Source organism: Bordetella sp. FB-8, assembly GCF_000382185.1.
In the GTDB taxonomy this organism is placed as follows: Bacteria; Pseudomonadota; Gammaproteobacteria; order Burkholderiales; family Burkholderiaceae_B; genus Bordetella.
Genome location: NZ_KB907784.1, coordinates 1226525 through 1247014 on the forward strand (window position 1 = coordinate 1226525; position 20490 = coordinate 1247014).

A 20490-nucleotide genomic window follows, 5' to 3' on the forward strand; every position below is an offset into this window, starting at 1 on the left:
CGTAAATCAAGCATATCTCTCACCACGGACCAGATCATGAGCCAACTGAGTTTTAGCGAAGCGGAATATGTCGGCAAGCGCAAGCAGGCGCGGCGCGAGAAGTTTCTGGGCGAGATGGACAGGACGATTCCGTGGGACTACCTGGCAGGCGAGGTGGCCAAGCACTATCCGCTGTCGAGCAAGGTGGGACGCCAGCCGTACCCGATCGAGACGATGCTGCGGATTCACTTTATGCAGCAGTGGTTTGCCTTGAGCGACCCGGCGATGGAGGAAGCGCTGTACGACAGTTTGTCGATGCGCCAGTTTGCCCAGCTGCCGGGCGGGCGCGTGCCCGATGAGACAACGATCTTGAACTTTCGGCATTTGCTCGAAGCGCACAACATCGCCGAAGAGATGTTCGAGGGCGTGACGCTGTTTTTGCAGGCCTTTGGTCTGGTGGTGCGCCAGGGCACGATTGTGGATGCGACGATCATCGATGCACCCAGTTCGACCAAGAACGAAGCGGGCGCGCGCGACCCCGAGATGCGCCAGACCAAGAAGGGCAAGAACTACTTCTTTGGCATGAAGGCGCACATCGGCGTGGACTTGCATACGGGGCTGGTGCACACGGTGGTGGGTACGCCGGCGAACGTGGCCGATGTGACGCAGGTCGATAAGCTACTGCATGGTCAGGAAAACCTGGTGCTGGGCGATGCGGGCTACCAGGGGGTGGACAAGCGCGCGGAGCATGAGGGCCGTCCGGTGGATTGGCACATTGCGCTGCGTCCGAGTTTGCGCAAGAAGTTGAGCGCGTCGGTGCAGCCAATGCAGCAGGCTTACGAACACACCAAGGCGAGCCTGCGGGCTAAGGTGGAGCACCCGTTTCGGGTGACCAAGCGCCAGTTCGGCTACACCAAGGTGCGCTACCGGGGGTTGGCCAAGAACACCGCGCAGCTCAAGACGCTGTTTGCGCTGGCCAATCTGTGGATGGCGCGCGGGCAGGTGATGGCCGCAATGGTACAGGTGCGTCCATGAGGGGCCAAAAGGCCCAGGAAAGGGCCGAATCCGGCGTGCGGGCACCAGATAAGCCGGCGTTTTCGAGCCCTCTTTCGGCATGATGAAACTTACGCGCGTCGATTCGAATAAATCCGCTCGCCGCGTGCTTTGATCAGAACATCCTTAAATTGTTCGTTGGGAAATAGCCATGTGCGGTATTTTCGGCTTCATCGCCAAAGCCCCGATAAATTCTGAAAGCGCAAAAAGCACGCTAGAAAAAGGGCTAGATAGGATACGCCATCGAGGTCCCGATGGTTCCGACGTCTGGGTCAGCCGGGATGGCTTGGCTGGATTGGGCCATGTGCGGCTGGCAATTATCGATATCGAGACCGGCGCTCAGCCGATGAGTAGCTCCGAGGGCCGCTATACGATCGTATTCAACGGCGAGATCTACAACTATATCGAGCTGCGCAAAGAACTCGGCGTTGAACACTTCCGGACCCAGTCCGATACCGAAATCATTCTGCATGCCTATCGGAAATGGGGAAGCGCCTGCCTCGAGCGTCTACGAGGCATGTTTGCGATCGCCATCTGGGATGCCCAGGAACAGAGGCTTTTCCTCGCCCGGGATCGTTTCGGCATCAAGCCGCTCTATTGGGCGGAAACAAAAAGCGGCTTGTACTTCGCATCCGAAATAAAAGCGCTCTTGCCCTTCCTGGATCAGCGTGCCGTCAACAATACCGCGCTGGCGGACTATTTCACCTTTCAGTTTTGTCTGGGTGAAAAAAGCTTAATACAGGGTGTTCGGCAAATTCCGGCCGCGCATTACGCTGTCGTTGGTTCTGGAGAATCCCCTCAGCCCAGGCGCTATTGGGATGTACACTACAACATCGATTACGACCATACCGAACACTGGTTCCGGGAACGTCTGGTCGAACTGATGTCGGACTCGGTGCGCATGCATCTGCGCGCCGATGTCGAAGTCGGCAGCTATGTGAGTGGCGGCGTGGATTCCAGCCTGCTTGCGGCGCTCGCCCGCGAACAGCGCCCGGAGGGCAGGTTTCAGATTTTCAACGGCCGGTTCACCGATGGTCCCGACTTCGATGAGTCGAAATATGCCAAGGCGCTCGCGGATGAAAGGGATATGCAGTTACATGTCACCGATATCGGCGAACAGGACTTTGTCGACAACATCGCAAAAGTAATCTGGCATCTGGACCAGCCTACCGCGGGTCCGGGTTCGTTCCCGCAGTACATGGTATCCAAGCAAGTGGGCCAGAATATCAAAGTGGTACTGGGCGGACAGGGCGGCGACGAGATATTCGGCGGCTATGCCCGTTATCTGGTGGCCTACTTCGAGCAGTGCATCAAAGGCGCCATCGAAGGGACTTTGCATTCAGGAAATTTTCTCGTCACCTATGAATCCATCATTTCTAATCTCGAAACCTTGCGCCAGTACAAACCCATGCTGCGGGAGTTCTGGGCAAGCGGCTTGTTTGGAGAGCGAGACGACCGCTACTGGAGATTGGTCAACCGCGCCAACACGTTTGGCGGCATCTTGAACACCGAAGCCATGGATCAGCGCGCGACCATGGCTGAGTTCAAGAGTATTTTCTGGGGCGAAAATGTAGGCAAGGAATCGTACTTCGATTCGATGACTCATTTTGACTTCAAGACGCTGCTCCCCGCATTGCTGCAAGTGGAAGATCGGATGAGCATGGCGCATGGCGTCGAATCCCGGGTGCCTTTCCTCGATCACCCGCTCATTGAATTTGCCGCGACCATCCCGGCCGATATCAAGTTCAAAAATGGGGAGTTGAAGCGCCTGTTGAAATCCGTATTCAGCGGCCATCTGCCCCAGGCTATCCGAGACAGAAAGGACAAGATGGGATTCCCCGTCCCCTTGAATCTGTGGCTGAAGAAAGGCGGCCCAGCGCGGGACCTGATCGGCGACCTGCTGGGTTCGGCCAAGGCGCGCTCGCGGCCGTATCTCAACCCGGGGATGTCTTTGGATGCCGTGCTGGATACGCAGAGCATCTACGGGCGAAACCTGTGGGCTTTGCTCGGCCTGGAGCTGTGGCACCAACAGTTCATCGATTGAACTCCGCAGCGCCATAAGTTCATAAAAGAGTCCAACTATGGATCTAAAGGGTAAGAAAGTTGTAGTCGTAGGTGGCGCGGGCTTGATCGGCTCACACACCGTGGATTATCTGGTCAAGGAAGATGTCGAAGAAATCATCGTCTACGACAACATGTCCCGCGGTAGCCGCGAGAATCTGCAAGAGGCCTTGAAGGATCCGCGCGTCAAAATCTACGATGTGGGCGGCGACATCCTGCAGACGGACATTTTGCAATCTGCCTTCGATGGGGCGAACGGCGTATTTCATCTTGCCGCGTTGTGGCTGCTCCAGTGCCATGGATATCCTCGCGCTGCATTCGACGTCAATGTGCACGGCACCTTCAACGTAATGGAGGCTTGCGTAGCCAAAGGCGTCAAGCGCCTGATTTACTCTTCATCTGCCTCCGTCTACGGCGATGCCATCCACGAGTCCATGGACGAGGAGCATCCGTTTAACAATAAGAATTTCTATGGGGCCACCAAGCTCGCCGGGGAAGCCATGATGCGCGCCTTCCACCATCGCTACGGCCTGAATTATGTCGGCTTGCGCTATGTGAATGTTTATGGCCCCCGCCAGGACTATCACGGCGCCTATATCGCCGTCATCATGAAAACGCTGGATGCCATCGACAATGGCGGCAGCCCCACCATCCTGGGCGACGGATCCGAGGCATTCGACTTCGTGGCAGTCGAAGATTGCGGCCTTGCCAATGTTTACGCGATGAAAGCGGAAACGGTCGATAGTTTCTATAACGTCGGCACCGGCAAGCGTACATCGCTGAAAGAACTCGCCGATATTCTCGTGGCGCTTACCGGTTGCAGGCAGCCCATCAAATACGAGGCGCGAAGCGAGGCGACCCTTGTGCGGAACCGCATTGGTTCACCCATAAAGGCCAGGAAAGAGATAGGCTTTACCGCCACGATCGAGCTGCGCGAAGGCCTGAGGCGACTGATAGAGTGGCGCACTGCACATAAAAGCGACATGTCCGCGAAACGCTCATGAATAACAATTCCAAGCTCACCCTCATTGACCTTCCTGTCGCACCCATACGGCGATCCGACGGCATAGACCTACTTCGAGGCGTGCTCGCCATTTGGGTATGCTTGTCTCATGCACAAGGCTGGGTCATTTACCTGGGTCATCCATCCCAATTCTTGAATGCAACGGCAGGGTTTCTGACCACACTATTTCAATCCAACGGTCAAACGCATCCAGCGGTCGTTGGTTTTATCGTATTGAGTGGATATTGCATACATCTGGGTGGATTCAGGCGATCCAGAGGGAAGCTGCGCACCTACGCAGTACGCCGATTTTTCAGAATTTGGCCTGTGTACATTCTTGCCTGTCTTGTTGGCGCTATTGCATTCTTGGCGTCAGAGAAAGTCAATGCTACCGCGGCAAGCGCGCTGTCTGGAACAGACAGAATTTCCCTCGCTTGCATGGCTACCAAGCTTTCCGGCGTATCGGCATTCATCCCTACACTCCATCAATGCAGTTTTGAAGGCAACGCGCCTCTAACAACGGTCATGGTCGAGATATGGCTATACGTCGTCTATGCTATAGCCGTTTTCCTATTCTTCAAGCGTGGCTATGGCAACGCCTTTCTCTGCGCCGTGGGCGGCATGTTCGTCCTAGGATCAATTCTGGTTTCAAACCATCCAGATTTGGCAGGCTGGTGGAACAACGGTAGCCTACCTTCATTCCTGGCCTACTGGTGGATAGGTGCGCTATTCGTAAGCGAGCGCGTATCTACCATCGCAAGGCGTTTCTGGCTCGTGCTTGCAATCGTCTGGGTCGTAATAGCTGTTTCTTTTCTGACGAAACACCTTCATGCGTTCGGTATTACTCAAGTCCAGCAAATAGTTCTTGCCGTTCTGTTCGGGATCCTCATCACTGCCATAATCAAAGCAGCAGAGGAAGGGAAGGTTTCCTCGATCGGCGCTGTTATCGGTCGGGCCGGCTACAGCCTCTACGCATTTCACGCGCCTGTTCTATATCTCGGTTTGATTGCTGGTTTGTCGTGGCATTTCGCCGTGCCTCTTGCATTGGCTGCCGGGTTCGTTCTGCATCACATTTTCGAACATCCAATAGACAGGTTCGGCAAGAGACTCGCAAGCAAAAATCCGCCATCGGCCATACACCCCACATCCGCGTCGAGCGCCAGTTCGGGGCTACGTTGAACATCGAGAAAGCCATATGTGCGGAATCGCAGGCTATTGGGCAAAGTCATCAGAGAAATGGCATCCGAACCTCGATGCCGCCTTGCTGAAAATGGCGCGCCGCGGCCCCGACGACCAGGGCAGCGAAAGAATGCATGCCTTCGCGGGAGAGCTCGGCCTGGGGCATCGGCGCCTATCCATCATCGATCTATCCAGCGCTGGGCATCAACCCATGCATTCGGCGGGCAAGCGCTTTTCGTTGATCTACAACGGCGAAATCTACAACTTCGAAGCGCTGCGCGGCGAGCTCGCGCAACTGGGCGTCCCGTTTCATACCCAGTCCGACACGGAAGTCTTGCTGGCCGCTTGGGAGCACTGGGGCAGCGATTGCCTGCGCAAGCTGGTCGGCATGTTTGCCTTCGCGATTGCCGATCATGAGAAAGGCACGCTGACCTGCGTGCGCGATGCGTTCGGGATCAAGCCGTTCTTCTATGCGCGCACCGAACAAGGCCTATGCTTCGCTTCGGAACTGCCGGCCGCTGTGGTTCTGCGCGGTACCGGCGCGGAACTCAACCTGCAGCGCTGCTATGACTACCTGGTGCATGGAGACTACGATTCCCGCCCCGATACTTTTGTAGCAGGCATAGAGCAGCTGGAGCCTGGCAGATATATCGTGCTCGACATGAGGACCGGGGCGTTGGGAAGCCCGGTCACCTGGTGGGCGCCCGATATCCGCGAGACCAGCACCTTGTCGTTCAATGACGCGGCTGAACAGCTGCGCGGCCTTTTTCTGGATAGCGTCCGCCAGCATTTGCGCAGCGACGTGCCGCTGGGCGCGGCTCTTTCGGGCGGCATCGACTCTTCGGCGGTGGTCTGCGCAATGCGCCACGTCGAGCCGGACGCTCCCATCCATACTTTCAGCTTCATCGCGAAAGGGTCTCCCGTATCAGAGGAGGAATGGGTGGATGTCGTGAACGCCCGCGTTGGCGCCCAGGTCCACAAGGTCTTTGTCGAGCCGGACGAGTTGGCCGCCGATCTGGACGACATGATTCTCGCGCAGGGCGAGCCCTTCGGCGGCACAAGCATCTACGCGCAATATCGCGTCTTCAAGCTGGCCAAGGACAACGAAATCACCGTCACGCTCGATGGCCAGGGCGCCGATGAATTGCTCGCCGGCTACCAAGGCTATCCGGGCAAGCGAGTGCACAGCCTGCTGGACAGCCTCGGTTTCTTGCAGGCGGGGAATTTTCTTCGGAATTGGGCGCGGTGGCCCGGCAGGTCCTTGTCGTCCGGCATCAAGGCATCGATATCCGAGTACGCGGACGGCCCGTGGTACCCGCTGTACCGCAAGGCGCGCGATCTGGCGGGCGATGATCGCGCACGGCCCAACTGGATCGACGCCGATCAGTTGCGGGAGCAAGGCGTACATGTCCGCTTCCCGCATCAAAGGCCCGCGCAGAACCTGCGCGGGCGCCGGCTCATGGCTGAATTGGCGTTTTGCTGCACGCGCCGGGGCCTGCCCGGATTGCTGCGCCATGGCGACCGCAACTCCATGCGTTTTTCTGTTGAAAGCCGGGTTCCTTTTCTTACCCCCGGGCTCGCGGACTTTCTGCTGTCGCTGCCCGAGCACTACCTGATATCGGATCAGGGCGAGACCAAGCATATTTTCCGGGCAGCGATGCGCGGCATCGTTCCCGACGCCATCCTGGACCGGCGCGACAAGATCGGTTTCGCGACGCCGGAAAAAGACTGGCTGTTCCGCCTGGCGGACAAGGCCAGGGCCTGGCTCAAGGAATACGCCGATATCGCCTTCCTCGACCAGGGCCGCATCGTCGAGGAGTTCGAGCGCATCTTGTCGGGACGCACGCCCTTCTCCTGGCAGGCCTGGCGCTGGATCAATTTCTACCGCTGGCACGCCTCGGTCTTTCAACCCCTGCGCAACGCATGAAGCAAACAAGTTCGACACCCCAGGCCGGCGAAACGAGCAAGAGCGGCCGGCTCAACGCGCTTCTGGTCGCATACCACTACCTTCCCGAAAACAACGGCGGAGTGCAGCGCGCGGTCGCCATGAAGCGCTATCTGCCGCAACACGGCGTGGATGTCACCTTGCTGACGTACCGCGACAAGCTTTCGGCCGGCGCCGGGCAAGCGCACGAGGACGGTGTCGTGCGCGCATTCGATGCCACGACGCGGCACAGCCTGCCGCTTATCGCCTATGTGGCCTACCGGCTGTTCCGGCGCGCTGCGACTTTCTTCGGCGTGCGGTATTCGCTTTGGCGGCGCAATGCGATCCGCCATGCCGAACGATTGATCTCGCTGCGCAGGCCGGATGTACTGATCGCTTCATACCCGCCTGCCGAGACCCTCGATGTCGCGCTCGATATCGGCCAGCGCCACGGCATTCCCGTGATTGCCGATTTCCGCGACGGCATGATCTTCGAGCCGCTCGAGCCCGCATCCCAGCGGACGGCCGTCGCCATGAACTATCTGAATAGGATGGAACGGCGCGTGATTTCCGACGCGGCGGCGATCGTCACGATATCGGAACCGATATCCGAGCACTATCGCAACGCGGGGGTCGTTCGGGTCGAGACTATTCCCAATGGGTTCGATCCTGCCGAATTCAGCGAAAACGCCAAAGAACGGCCGGCCGAACTCGACCCGGATCGAATCAATATCGTGTATACCGGCCGCCTGGATCGATCCCGGGCGGGCACGCGCATCGATGCGCTGCTGCACGCCCTTTCGGCACTGGGAAGCGAGCCGGCCGGGAGCCGACTGCTGCTCCATTTCTTCGGCGAATACACTCAGGACGAATTGCAGGCGTTCGAGCCGTTCGTCAAGCAAGGCATCGTCCGTGTTCATGGCCTGGTCCCCCGCGCTTACGCGCTTGCGCTGCAGCAGCATGCGGATGTGCTGTTGCTCGTGACGGCCACGGGGCAGCGCAGCATTGCAACCGGTAAGCTTTTCGAATACCTGGCCTCGGGGCGTCCCATACTGGCATTGACCCAGGGAACGGCGGCGGAGTCCATCATCCTGGAGACCAGAGCGGGATGGGTCATCGCTCCCGACGATACGCAGAAGATTCTCGAATTGCTTCGACAGATCGCACAAGAATTGACCCTGACTATCCAACCGGACAAGGCACGCATCAAATCCTATGAACGAAGCGAGCAGATGGCGCAGTTGGCGAAACTCGTGCGGGAAGTCGTTCGCCGATAGCGGAAAATGCAGCCACGTTCATCAAGCGGGTGAATTCGACTATGGAAAAAATTCGTTCAACGGAACAAGCCCTGTGGGTCGTTGCCTGCGCGTATGCCTATCCCGCGCAGGGTTTGCGCACCCGCCTGGAAGCCTTGGCCCGGAAGATGGGCGTGCGGTTTCAAGGCGTCATCGTCGATAACCGGCGCTCCGATCTGCCGCCGGACGATGAAAGCTGGGCCTATGTCTCCGGCTCGAACAGCGATCACGATTTTTCGGCCTATGCGGAAGGCCTGAGCCGATGCGTGGAAAAAGCCGGCGCAGCGCCCGACACGATTCTATTCATCAACGACAGCCTGTTCACCCTGCACAGCGCGTATGCCCATGCACGCGAAGTGATTGCCTATGCGGGCTTAGTGCGGCAATTGGTGGTGCCCGCCCTGTGCGGGAAGACGGACCCTTATGCGGCGATGTGCCATCGCAGCCCCTGGAGCGGCTTGCCGTTCTATGTGTCTTCGTTCTGCTTTCTGCTTAACCGCCCGGCGTTCGATGTCCTGGGCGCGCTATCGCGCTGGGCCGACGCGGATGGCCTGGACCGCAGTCTCACCGTTACCGATCCACGATGGGGCACTGGCCTACAGCCGAATTTCCGGGAATTCATCCGCGCTTTTGTCGCGTACGGCGAGTCCTGGTTCGTCTGGCCAGGGTTGAAGCGCTATGCCGTCGACGACCGCCTAATTTCGACCAAAGCGCGGTGCATCTATCTGGAGCATCGCCTGTCTGGAGAAATTGCCCGGGAGGGATGCCTGATCCCGATCAACGAACGGACGCTGCCCAGGTGGCGCCTCTATATCGCGGAGAAGATCGTTCTCCTCAAGCGCAAATTCGGTTTGCATTGAAAATGCATAGACAAACTCCCAGCACGCACTGTCCGAGGCAAGGATGAGCGCGGAATCCGGCGCGGTTCTGTTCCTGACCTCGGCCCATCCCGGCGGGTCCGGTTTCATCGGGGCGGGCGAATCCTTGAGCGCGGCCAGCCTGCGGGACCTGGTCGCCGCGGGCCACGCGGTGCATGTGGTCTGCTTTGCAAAAGCGCATCAGCGCGCCAATCCGGAAATCGTGGCGCTTTGCGCGTCTTACCGGGTGTTCGGGCAGAGCACATGGCAAACAATGCTCGGCATATTGCGCGGATGGCGCTGGGGAAGCCTGCTTGCCCCCTGGTTCTTCACCCGAAGCAGCCCACGCAATCTAGACGCCGTAGGGCGCATTCTGCGCGAGGGAAAATTCACGCGCATCTGGATCGATTTTCCTTCTTCGCTGGGTTTTGCTCCGCGCATAAAAAATCTCCCCATCGATTATTTCGTCCATGATGTCGTCGCGCAGAAAATCGCTCGACGCGCGGCTTTGGCATGGCTGTCGGGATGGGTAACCGCTACCGAGCAGCGATTGCTGCGATGCTGCTATCAATGCCATGTCTTATCGGAAAAGGATAAAGCGCTGCTACTGGCCGCGGGGTATGCGGGCAAGGTCGAGGTATGTCCACCGCAAGACATCAAAGCCGGAATAGTAGACGTCGAACGCACAGCCGCATCCATCGTCGGCGAGTTCTCGTCCTGCGACAACCTGGTTTTCTTCGGTAACATGCGCCGCGCGGAAAATCATTGGTCGTTGATGCATTTTCTGGTTTTCCATTTTCCCAAGCTGCGCAAAGCATGCCCCGATGTCCGCCTCTGGGTTCTCGGATTGGCTCCCCGCAGATCTTTGCGGTGGCTTGCACGGCTGATCGGCGGCGTCGAGGTCGTCGGCGCGGTGGACGATCCGGTTCCTGTCTATCAGGCCGCGTCCTTGTGCATCGCGCCACTGCGATATGGCGCCGGCGTCAAAATCAAAGTATTGCAAATGCTAGACGCCGGGGCCACGGTCGTGGCAACGCCTGTCGGCGCGGAAGGTATTGCGTCGCACGAGCGCTTGATTGTCGCGGAGAGTTCGGAGTTCGTGTCCGCCGTGCAGCGTGCGCTGATGAAGCAGGCGTGCCAGGCCGCGCCGTCAACGGCGCATGCAAAGCATCAAGGCTTTGAAGAGTAGGTTCGCGGTCCACGCGGGATCGCATAGTTCATATTGCTCGAGCACCCGCTGCCGGCTGGCCGGGAAAACATCCAGGATCGTCGCATAAATGGAAAGCTGCTCCATCGCGGCGGGATGAAACGACTGCCCGCTTGTCTTGATGCGATCCAGGACCGCTCCAGCCTGGCGGATCCCGCGCTTTACTGTTTGCGCCTGGAAACGCCACCGGTCGAGCGAGGTAAGCAGCCTGAATAGGCGGCGCCAATAAGAAACGGCGCCCATGACATTGTTCCCGTGCTGCCGATAGTCCACGAGTGATTGGGCGATATACCCTATCTTGCCTGTGGCCGCACATAGCAACGCCAGCCACCAGTCATGCATGAATACCGCCGGGGGCACCGGATAAGCCAATTCGAGCGCCTGCCGGTTCACGAGGCACGCGCAGCCCGTGACCTGGTTCTGCCGCAGAAGAATGCCCAGTGACGCCTCGGCAGGCACAAGCCCCACATGTTTCGTGAACGAGGGTGCTGTCACATTCAATTGCGCGTCCACCACGGCCAGATCACAGTGAACCAGACAGGGTTTACCTGATGCCTGTCTTTCCAACTCGAACATGCCGGCCAGCATGAGTCCCAGCTTGTCGGCATGCCACCGGTCATCCTGGTCGGCGAGGAAAACATAACCAGCGTTTTCCTGCAGGGCATGGGCGATCAAGGCCGAGAAATTCCCTATAGGACCAAGATTGCCATAGTCATCCTGGAACAGCGCAATCCGGGAGTCCATACGTGCGAAACGCTCGATTATCTCTACCGTGTCATCCTTGGAACCGTCATCCCTGGCGATTAGCCGCCAATTCGCAAAGCGTTGGCCTTGGATACTGCGTATCTGCTCTTCGAGATAGCGCGCGCCGTTATAGCAGGCCATCAGGATGAAAATCCGCTTCTCGGTCGTATCCACAGGCAGCTCGGGATTCAATAGCCGAGGCAGAGTTTGCATATCGTCAATCCCCATTTTTCTGCTAAGTCCTGCTCAGCTGCTGAAAATCGGCCACTTGCTCATGTTTTGCTGCGGCCATAGTTGTCTTCAAAGCGGACAATGTCATCTTCACCCAGATAGCTGCCCGACTGCACTTCGATGATCTCCAGCGGAATGATGCCAGGATTGGCCAGACGATGCGCCTCGCCCAACGGAATATAAGTAGACTGGTTTTCGGTAAGCAGCAGCGTTTCACTGCCGCGCGTAATTTCGGCAGTACCTTTGACCACGATCCAGTGCTCGGCGCGATGATGATGCTTCTGCAAACTCAAGCTCGCCTTGGGCTTGACCTGGATGCGCTTGACCTTGAAGCGACTGCCTTCATCGATGCTGTCGTACCAGCCCCAGGGGCGGTGCACCTTGCGGTGCAGGACGTGTTCCTCGCGGCCGCTTGAGCTCAGCGCATTGACTATGATCTTCACGTCCTGGCTGTGGGCGCGGTCGGCAACCAGCACGGCGTCAGGTGTTTCTATCACGACGAGGTCGCTCACGCCCACCAGGCTGACCAGGCGGCTGGTAGCTTGTACCAGCGTGTTGCGGCTCCCCGTGGTGATTACGTCGCCCAGATGCGCGTTGCCGGCCCCGTCTTTGGGCAGGGTGTTCCACACGGCCTCCCAGGCGCCCAGGTCGTTCCAGCCGGCGTCCAGCGCCACCATGCGGATGGGAAAGTCGCTGCCGGGGCAATGCTCCATGACCGCGTAGTCGATCGATTCGCCGGGTATGGCCTCGAACTCGGCGCGGCCGGGGCGCACGAACTTCTGGTCGGTGCTGCGTTTTTCCCAGGCGGCGCGCGTGGCCTGGACAATGTCGGGACGAAAGCGCGCCAGCGCGGCCAGCCACACCGAGGCCTTGAGCACGAACATGCCGGCGTTCCAGTAGTAGCCGCCTTCGGCCAGGTAGGCCTGCGCAGTTTGCACGTCGGGTTTTTCGACGAAGCGTTCGACGATCATGCCCGCCGTTGCCGCGTCGTTGGACGTTTGGGCCTTGATGTAGCCGTAGCCTGTTTCGGGACGATCCGGTGTGATGCCGAGGATGACGATGGCGCCGTCGGCCGCCGCGAGCACCGCTTGCCGCATCGCCGCCGTGAACGCCACTGTATCTGCTACAGATTGGTCGGCAGGCGTCACAACGAGCACGGGGTCGTTGCTGCTCTCTTGGGCGGCGAGCGCCGCCAGCGTCAGCGCCGGGGCCGTGTTGCGTCCGACCGGTTCGAGTAGCGCCGCGCCCGGCTCGATGCACGTTTCGCGCAACTGCTCCATCGCGAGAAAGCGGTGTTCTTCATTGCTGACGATATAAGGCGGGGCAACGGTCAGGCCATCGCCGTCCAACCCAGCCAGGCGACGGGCAGCCTGCTGGAACAGGCTTTCATCACCCGTCAGGCAAAGAAACTGTTTGGGAAAGCCTGCGCGGGACAACGGCCACAAACGTGTACCTGAACCGCCGCAAAGAATCACGGGTAAGACTGCGACCATGAGAGACTCCAAATTATGCCTACCTGTCGGGGCCGGACTGTTTCAGACGTAAAAGTACAGGACGCAAGCCTATACAGCATGCTGGCGACACGGGAGACTCATACCCCTGTTTGGTAGTACCGCCATGTGCTAGCGCACATCTCGTCCAGAGAACGCTTCGCCGACCATCCCAGCAATTTATGCGCCTGCTCGGCACTGGCATAGTAAGCCGCCAGATCGCCCGAACGGCGCGGCGCGATCGCATAGGGAATAGCGCAGCCATTGGCCCGCTCGAACGCCTGCATGACCTCGAGTACGCTGTAGCCCTGCCCCGTACCCAGGTTGATGGCGCTCCAGCCGGGACGCCCGTTCAGATAATCGAGTGCGGCCACGTGGCCCTCGGCCAGGTCCATGACATGGATGTAATCTCGCACCCCTGTACCGTCCGGAGTCGGGTAATCGTCTCCGAACACCTGCAGCTCGCTACGCATGCCAATGGCGACCTGCGCGATGAAGGGCATCAGATTGTTGGGAATCCCACGGGGGCTTTCGCCGATGAGTCCACTTTCGTGGGCTCCCACAGGATTAAAATAACGCAGGCAGGCGACACGCCAGGAAGCGTCCGACTGCGCGACGTCGTGCAGAATTTCTTCGACGTGAAGCTTGGTGCGGCCATAGGGATTGATCGCGCGGGTCGGGTGGTCCTCGTCATAGGGCAGGTATTGCGGGACCCCATACACCGTCGCGCTGCTGCTGAAGATCAGCGATTTCACCGATTCGGCCTGCATGGCCTGCAGCAGACTTACCGTTCCCTGGACATTGTTTGCGTAGTAGTCGACGGGGTGCGCCACCGACTCGCCGACGGCTTTGAGGCCGGCAAAGTGGACGACCGCATCAATGGAGTGGACTTTAATCAGCTCCCGTACCAATGCGGTGTCGCGTACATCGCCATGCACGAAGGACGGGCGCTTTCCGATGATCTGGGCGATCCGATCGATAACAGCGGTGTCGCTATTGGACAGATTGTCGAGCAGCGTCACTTCGTGACCGGACTGGCCCAGCGCAACGGCGGTATGACTACCGATGTAGCCGGTTCCGCCCGTTAGAAGAATGTTCATGAGGCGTTGATCCCTATGCCCGCCATGGGAACCGGGCTGCTTTAGAGGCAAAAGTATAGTCTGCACGCAGGTTTCGATTCAGGTGGAACTCACAGCAAGGCACGGTCAATTTTTGAAACTGCCGCACCCCTGGTGAAAACGGCATCACAGAGTCAAAATGAACACATAGCCCGTTGCCGCATGAAACCAAATCCAATAAGGAGACAGCCATGCGCATAGCCGATGCCCAGTGGATCCCTGCCACGCCTCACCAGACCTGGGACGCCCTCATCGACCCGCAGGTGCTGCAAAAGTGCCTGCCGGGGTGCATCGAGGTCAGGCAGCTCAGCCCCACGGAATATGCCCTGACCCTGCGCACCAAGATCGGCGGGCTGGAACACGACTACCAGGGCGAGATCCTGCTCTCGGACCTGGACCCGGGCCACGGGGCCATGCTGGCCTTCGAAGGCATGGGCGCCGCCGCCGGCCTGGCCATCGGCACAGCCCAGCTGACGCTGGCCGAAAAAGAGAACGGCACGCGCGTGAGCTACACCGTGGCCGGCATGGCCGGCGGCAAGCTGGCCGAGCTGGGCGAGGCGGTCATCCTGAAGGCGGGCGAAAAGATCCTGGACAAGTTCTTCGCGGCTTTCGTCGAGCATATGTCCCGCCAGCCCCGCACCGCGCCCCCGCCGCCGCCGCCCGAGTCCGAGGCCACGGGCATGGCCAACTCATCCTGGTCCTGGGCCGTGGCGGCCCTGGTGGTGGTGGCGTTGGTGGGCTTTCATCTGCTGTACCAATAGGGTCAGAACGAATCGGCCTTGCCGGTCAGCGCCACGCCCAGCCGCACCAGGAAGAACGACAGCGTTTCGATGCCGCGCCGCAGCCAGCCGCGGCGGCGCTGGTCCTGTTGCGCGATGAGGGTGCCGCGCGCCATGCCGTGCTCGATGCGAGCCTTCAGGTCCGCGGCGAAAGCGGTGTCCTCGACAATGACGTTGGCCTCGCGCGCCAGCAGCAGGCTGAAAGGGTCCAGGTTGGACGAGCCCACCGTGGCCATGCCGTCCAAGACCGCGGCCTTGGCGTGCAGATAGCCGATGCGGTATTCGTAGATCTCGATGCCGCCGGCGATGAACGCGTCATACAGCGCGCGGCTGGCGTGGTAAAGGAGGCGATGATCCGACTTGCCCTGCAGCAGGATGCGCACCCGCACCCCGCGCGCGGCGGCATCGAGCAGGGCTTTGCGAAAATCCCGGCCCGGAAAGAAATAGGCGTTGGCGATGAGGATTTCGTGCCGGGCGCTGCGGATGCAGCACAGATAGGCCCGCTCGAATACCTGCCGGTAGCGCACATTGTCGCGCAGGACCAGCGCGGCGCGCAGGCGGTCGTATTGCGAGGGCAGCGTCAAGTCCGTGTCGACGGCTTGGGCAATGGCGGCCCGGCGAGGCTTGAGCAGCGGCATGACCAGCCGCAGGCGGTGCCAGACCTGCGGCCGGGGCAGGCTGCCGCGCAGGCGCGCCCAGTTCAGGCGCACGTGCAGCAGATCCTGCGCATACATCACGTCGGCGACCAGCGGGCCGCGGATCTGGACAGCGAAGTCGAACCGCGGCGTGGTGCTGTCCTCGTCGTAGTCGTCTTCGATGTTGATGCCACCGACAAACGCCACGGCCGCGTCGACGACGGCCGTCTTGCGATGCAGGCGGCGCAGCCGGTTACGCGTGGGAACGAACCTGCCCAGAAAGCGCGGCTCGGGGCGAAAGACCAGGCACTGCGCATCGACGGCGGCCAGGCGGCCGCGCACGCGGTCGATGACGGCATGGCTGCCGAAGCCGTCGAGCACCAGGCAGACATGCACCCCCCGGCGGGCCGCCGCCACGAGACAATCGAGCACGCGATCGCCCACGGGATCGAAGGCGAAGATGTAGGTCTCCAGGTGCACGCTGCGTTGCGCGGCATCGATGGCCGCGCACAGCGCGGGAAAGAAATCGGCGCCGTTTTGCAGCAGGCGGATGGCGTTGCCGTCGGTCCAGGAGAGGAAGTCGAGCGCCGGGTTCGTCGCTTCCCTACCCATGTCGGATTTCCTTGGCGAGGGCGGGACTGGCGATGTCTTCCAGCGCTCGAATGGCGCTTGCCATGTGGTCGATGAGCCGGCCGTCCGCGCCATGGTCTTCGAACACGTTTTTCCACTGCCGCGCCTGCCCCCATACCCTGCGCACGATGGACAGGGCACGATCGCGCTTGGCGCAAAAGGCGGCATAGTGGGACAGCGCGTTGTCCAGGGTGGCGGCCTTGCCCTGGACGCCCACCTGCAAATGCAGATGACGGTCGCGCGCGATTCCCGGCCGCGGCACCACGTCGTACAAGGGACTCAGGCGCCAGCCGCCCAGGCGCGGATCGCGCACGAAGCCGTGATTGCGCAGGTGGTCATCGTCGTTGCTCACGATAATATTGAATGCCATTCGGGCAAACAGCGATTCGGTGTCGGGTTCGATGCAAGCCGGATGCAAAGTGCGGCGCATGGCATTGGCCAGGTCTGCGTAGCTTTTGAGCCGCGCCTCTTCTTCCTGGCAGCCCACCAGCGTGAGGCCGCTGACAAAGGGCAAGCGGTGCTCGAGCGCCCCCTCGACATAATCATGCGGCATGCCCTGGGCCGGCAACGATGCCTGGGGGTCTCGCCAATAGCGATCGAAACGCCGGATGAGCATGACGGACTGTCCGCCAACATCGTGATGTTGCGTGTCCGGCACAACGATGCCGCACAGGCGGGCCAGCGCCAGCGTGCACAGCTCGGCGCGTGCGTAATCGAACCTGTCGCCCATAGCTGGAAACTTGGCGAGCCACAACCGGCCGTAGGCATCGCGCACCGACGCCTTGGGGCGGGCGCCGCCCGCGGTGGGGCCCGCCCCGAGCACATGCATGAGGTGCGCGGGAATGGGCTCCCCGGCCTGAACCAGATCGGCGGCTTGCAGGATGTGCGGCAGATCGTGAATGGGATTGGCGCCTGGCCGGGGCAGACTGTCCAGCGCGCTGCGCACATCCAGCGCGCCCACCCGGTCGCTGCCTGCCTCGCGCAGGTAGACCGACTCGGGCAGGCCATTGACCGGCGCCTTGAGCCGGGCTTCGATGACGCGGCGGCCCCAGGCGTCGGGCGCAGCATCGCGCAGGCCGCCGAACTCGGCCAGGCCTGCCACGGGTTGTAGGCGCTGTCCCTTGAGTGCGGCCCGGGCTGTCCAGTCCCGCAGCCCCAGGCTGACAGGATCGATGTCGAAGGCTTCGGCCCGGTCCAGGTAGCGGCTGCCGTAGGCAAATTCGCTGGCCGCCACCAGGCCGTCCTGCTCGGTGAGTAGGGCTCGCCCTGCAGGCACAAACGCCGGGGCATGCGCCCCCAGGTGCGCAAAAACGTAGAGTTCGGTGTCGCGGGACATCAGAAGTCCAGCTTCTTGAGCTCGCTCTCGCTCATGGGCCGCACGCGCTGCGTGGCCTCGCGCGAGGCCAGCGCGATCAAGGCGGGATCTTTTTCGAGGAGGAAGTCGACATAGGCCAGGCCGGGCGCGATTGCATCGAGGTAGCGCAGCAGCTGGGCCTGCGTGCGCCGGATGTCGCCCTGCTCGATCAGGACGGCCGTGCTGCGCGACATGCCGGCGCGCCGCGCCACATCTTCCTGGCGCAGTCGCCGCGCCACGCGCAGGCGTGCCAGCTTTGCACCGATGTCGCGGGCTTCAGTCAGGCGTTGCGCGGTCAAAAGCGGCGTTTCGTCACGCTTCATGTCTGTAATCCTGGTCTTTATTGTTTTATTGTCCGGAATTACAGACATTCTTGTCAAGACAGTCTCAGCTCGAGCTCGGCCAGCAGCGGCGCGTGGTCCGAGAGCCGCGCCCACTGCGGGCCGCGCAGGACGCGGGCCTCGTGCACGTCGAAGCCGCGCTGGTAGATGCGGTCCAGGCGAAACCACGGGAACAGCGACGGAAAGGTGCGCGGCGTCTGGCCGAAGACGTCGGTCAGGCCCAGACCCTGGGTGAAGAAGGACGCGAGCTTGTTACCCCAGTCATTGAAGTCGCCCGCCACCAGCACGGGGGCGTCATCGGGCACGTGGGCGCGCAGGCGCTCGGCCAGGGCCTGGGCCTGGCGCTGACGGCCGCCGGCGAAAAGACCCAGATGCACCACGAAGCAATGTACGGGGATACCTTCCAGGTCGATCAGGACATGCAGCAGGCCGCGCTGCTCGAGACGGTGGTCGGAGATGTCCTGGTTTTCGTGGCGCACGATGGCGTGCCGCGACAGGAATGCGTTGCCGTGATCGGTGCGTTGCCGCACGGCGTTGCGCCCGTAGACCATGTTCAGGTCCAGGGCGGTGGCCAGGGATTCGTGCTGCGCGTCGAGCTGGATCACGCTTTCGTTGCGGCCCTGCACTTCCTGCAGGAAGACCAGATCTGGACGCAGGCCGTGCAAGGCCGGCCGCAAGCCGTTGAGCGACTCGCGCAGCCCCAGCGGCGAGCGGCCCTTGTGGATGTTGTAGGTGACGACGCGCAGCCTGGCCATCACCCGCTCCTTTCTTTTGTGAAACCCTTGCCTATTTGACTTCGGTGTTGCGCAGGCGAATGTGCAGTTCGCGCAGCTGCTTCTCGTCGACCTCGGACGGGGCCTGGGTCAGCAGGCATTGGGCACGCTGGGTCTTGGGGAAGGCGATCACGTCGCGGATCGATTCGGCGCCGGTCATCATGGTGACGATGCGGTCCAGGCCGAAGGCCAGGCCGCCGTGCGGGGGGGCGCCGTACTGCAGCGCATCGAGCAGGAAGCCGAACTTCTGGCGGGCCTCTTCGGCGCCGATCTTCAGGGCGCGGAACACCTTGCTCTGCACCTCTTCGCGATGGATGCGCACCGAGCCGCCGCCGATTTCCCAACCGTTGAGCACCATGTCGTAGGCCTTGGCGAAGGCCTTGCCCGGATCGGTCTCGAGGTAGTCCTCGTGGCCGTCCTTGGGGCTGGTGAAGGGGTGGTGGGCGGCGGTGTAGCGGCCTTCTTGCTCGTCGTACTCGAACATGGGAAAGTCGATGACCCACAGCGGCCGCCAGCCGCTGTTGAACAGGCCCGTCTTCTTGCCGAATTCGCTGTGGCCGATTTTCACGCGCAGCGCGCCGATGGCGTCATTGACCACCTTGGCGCTGTCGGCGCCGAAGAAAATAATGTCGCCGTCCTTGGCGCCGGTGCGCTTGAGCAGCTCGGCAATAGAAGCGTCATGCAGGTTCTTGACGATGGGCGACTGCAGGCCCTCGCGGCCCTTGGCCTGTTCGTTGACCTTGATGTAGGCCAGGCCCTTGGCGCCGTAGATGCCCACGAACTGAGTGTAGGCGTCGATCTCGCTGCGCGGCATTTCGCCGCCGCCGGGCACGCACAGGGCCACCACGCGGCCGCCGTCCATATTGGCCGCCGAGGAAAAGACCTTGAAGTCCACATCGCGCATCACGTCGGTGACGTCGGTGAACTCGAGCTGCACGCGCAGGTCGGGCTTGTCCGAACCGTAGCGCTTGATGGCCTCGGTCCAGGTCATCTGCGGGAAAGCCGGCAGGTCCACGTCCTGCACCACCTTGAACACGTGGCGGATCATGCCTTCGAAGATGTCGCGGATCTCGACTTCGTTCAGGAAGGAGGTTTCGCAGTCGATCTGCGTGAATTCGGGCTGACGGTCGGCGCGCAGATCTTCGTCGCGAAAGCACTTGGTGATCTGGTAGTAGCGGTCGAAGCCGGCGACCATCAGCATCTGCTTGAACAGCTGGGGCGACTGGGGCAGCGCGAAGAAATGGCCCGCGTTCACGCGCGAGGGCACCAGATAGTCGCGTGCGCCTTCAGGCGTGCTCTTGGTGAGCATGGGCGTTTCGATGTCGATGAAACCCAGGGCGTCGAGGTACTTGCGCACCTCGATGGACACGCGATAGCGCAGCATCAGGTTGCGCTGCATCTGCATGCGGCGCAGGTCCAGCACGCGGTGCGTCAGGCGCGTGGTTTCCGACAGGTTGTCGTCATCCAGGTGGAAGGGCGGCGTGACCGAGGGGTTCAGCACTTCGATTTCACGGCAGAGGATCTCGACCTCGCCCGAGGCCAGCTCGGCGTTGGTCGTGCCCTCGGGGCGCTTGCGCACCAGGCCGGTGATGCGGATGCAGAACTCGTTGCGCAGGCTCTCGGCGATCTTGAAGGCTGCGGCATTGTCGGGGTCGAACACGATCTGGGCCAGGCCGGCGCGATCGCGCATATCGATGAAGATGACGCCGCCATGGTCGCGGCGCCGATTCACCCAGCCGTACAGGGTGACAGTCTGGCCGAGATGATCGCGGCAAACTTGACCGGTGTAGCAGGTGCGACTCATGGAAAAACTCCGTATAGGGTATAGACGTGAAGA

Annotated in this window: 17 protein-coding genes; 9 read left to right on the top strand and 8 right to left on the bottom strand. The window is 61.0% G+C overall.

Annotated features, from left to right (window positions below):
- The first annotated feature begins 36 nt into the window (after positions 1 to 36).
- The 8 genes from H143_RS0105815 to H143_RS20060 all read left to right on the top strand — a co-directional run bounded on the left by H143_RS0105815 (position 37) and on the right by H143_RS20060 (position 10540).
- Positions 37 to 1014: an IS5 family transposase gene (locus H143_RS0105815; RefSeq protein WP_019937292.1), complete on the top strand. Its 978-nt coding sequence runs from the start codon at positions 37 to 39 to the stop codon at positions 1012 to 1014.
- 169 nt (positions 1015 to 1183) lie between these two features.
- On the top strand, positions 1184 to 3076 hold the full coding sequence (gene asnB, locus H143_RS0105820) for an asparagine synthase (glutamine-hydrolyzing) (RefSeq protein ID WP_026349773.1): 1893 nt from the start codon (positions 1184 to 1186) through the stop codon (positions 3074 to 3076).
- A gap of 37 nt (positions 3077 to 3113) precedes the next feature.
- Positions 3114 to 4097, top strand: a complete 984-nt coding sequence (locus H143_RS0105825; protein WP_026349774.1) for an SDR family NAD(P)-dependent oxidoreductase — start codon at positions 3114 to 3116, stop codon at positions 4095 to 4097.
- Positions 4094 to 5275 carry an acyltransferase gene (locus H143_RS21965; RefSeq protein WP_081627010.1) on the top strand — a complete coding sequence of 394 codons (1182 nt, stop codon included), beginning with the start codon at positions 4094 to 4096 and terminating at the stop codon, positions 5273 to 5275. The genes H143_RS0105825 and H143_RS21965 overlap by 4 nt, the downstream gene beginning before the upstream one ends.
- A gap of 16 nt (positions 5276 to 5291) precedes the next feature.
- Positions 5292 to 7202: an asparagine synthase (glutamine-hydrolyzing) gene (gene asnB, locus H143_RS0105835; RefSeq protein WP_019937296.1), complete on the top strand. Its 1911-nt coding sequence runs from the start codon at positions 5292 to 5294 to the stop codon at positions 7200 to 7202.
- Positions 7199 to 8476, top strand: a complete 1278-nt coding sequence (locus H143_RS0105840) for a glycosyltransferase family 4 protein (protein WP_019937297.1) — start codon at positions 7199 to 7201, stop codon at positions 8474 to 8476. The genes asnB (H143_RS0105835) and H143_RS0105840 overlap by 4 nt, the downstream gene beginning before the upstream one ends.
- A 113-nt stretch (positions 8477 to 8589) precedes the next feature.
- Positions 8590 to 9354: a hypothetical protein gene (locus H143_RS0105845; RefSeq protein ID WP_155803333.1), complete on the top strand. Its 765-nt coding sequence runs from the start codon at positions 8590 to 8592 to the stop codon at positions 9352 to 9354.
- 43 nt (positions 9355 to 9397) lie between these two features.
- The gene (locus H143_RS20060; RefSeq protein WP_019937299.1) at positions 9398 to 10540 is read left to right on the top strand and encodes a glycosyltransferase; all 1143 of its coding nucleotides are present in this window, start codon (positions 9398 to 9400) and stop codon (positions 10538 to 10540) included.
- Here H143_RS20060 and H143_RS21575 read toward each other — a convergent pair.
- From H143_RS21575 to galE, 3 genes are all read right to left on the bottom strand, one after another.
- Positions 10502 to 11515: a glycosyltransferase family 2 protein gene (locus H143_RS21575; RefSeq protein WP_196801289.1), complete on the bottom strand. Its 1014-nt coding sequence runs from the start codon at positions 11513 to 11515 to the stop codon at positions 10502 to 10504. The two genes, H143_RS20060 and H143_RS21575, sit on opposite strands and share 39 nt — an antisense overlap.
- Before the next feature lie 59 nt (positions 11516 to 11574).
- Positions 11575 to 13026: a mannose-1-phosphate guanylyltransferase/mannose-6-phosphate isomerase gene (locus H143_RS0105860; RefSeq protein ID WP_033365391.1), complete on the bottom strand. Its 1452-nt coding sequence runs from the start codon at positions 13024 to 13026 to the stop codon at positions 11575 to 11577.
- Between the two features lie 98 nt (positions 13027 to 13124).
- Positions 13125 to 14123, bottom strand: coding sequence for a UDP-glucose 4-epimerase GalE (galE, locus tag H143_RS0105865; RefSeq protein ID WP_019937302.1), 999 nt, complete (start codon positions 14121 to 14123; stop codon positions 13125 to 13127).
- Positions 14124 to 14332: 209 nt separating this feature from the next.
- On the opposite strand from galE, the gene H143_RS0105870 reads away from it, so the two are divergent.
- Positions 14333 to 14902 carry a carbon monoxide dehydrogenase subunit G gene (locus H143_RS0105870; protein WP_019937303.1) on the top strand — a complete coding sequence of 190 codons (570 nt, stop codon included), beginning with the start codon at positions 14333 to 14335 and terminating at the stop codon, positions 14900 to 14902.
- Between the two features lie 2 nt (positions 14903 to 14904).
- On the opposite strand, the gene clsB is transcribed toward H143_RS0105870, so the two are convergent.
- Genes clsB through aspS form a run of 5 tightly spaced genes read right to left on the bottom strand, consistent with a single transcriptional unit; the run spans position 14905 to position 20457 of the window.
- Complete coding sequence (gene clsB, locus H143_RS0105875; RefSeq protein ID WP_019937304.1) at positions 14905 to 16167, bottom strand: cardiolipin synthase ClsB; 1263 nt, start codon at positions 16165 to 16167, stop codon at positions 14905 to 14907.
- Positions 16160 to 17521, bottom strand: coding sequence for a type II toxin-antitoxin system HipA family toxin (locus tag H143_RS0105880; protein WP_019937305.1), 1362 nt, complete (start codon positions 17519 to 17521; stop codon positions 16160 to 16162). Before H143_RS0105880 ends, clsB begins: the two co-directional genes overlap by 8 nt.
- On the bottom strand, positions 17521 to 17862 hold the full coding sequence (locus H143_RS0105885; protein WP_019937306.1) for a helix-turn-helix domain-containing protein: 342 nt from the start codon (positions 17860 to 17862) through the stop codon (positions 17521 to 17523). Before H143_RS0105885 ends, H143_RS0105880 begins: the two co-directional genes overlap by 1 nt.
- Before the next feature lie 53 nt (positions 17863 to 17915).
- Positions 17916 to 18635: an endonuclease/exonuclease/phosphatase family protein gene (locus tag H143_RS0105890; protein WP_019937307.1), complete on the bottom strand. Its 720-nt coding sequence runs from the start codon at positions 18633 to 18635 to the stop codon at positions 17916 to 17918.
- 31 nt (positions 18636 to 18666) lie between these two features.
- Positions 18667 to 20457 carry an aspartate--tRNA ligase gene (gene aspS / locus H143_RS0105895; RefSeq protein WP_019937308.1) on the bottom strand — a complete coding sequence of 597 codons (1791 nt, stop codon included), beginning with the start codon at positions 20455 to 20457 and terminating at the stop codon, positions 18667 to 18669.
- Positions 20458 to 20490: the final 33 nt, after the last annotated feature.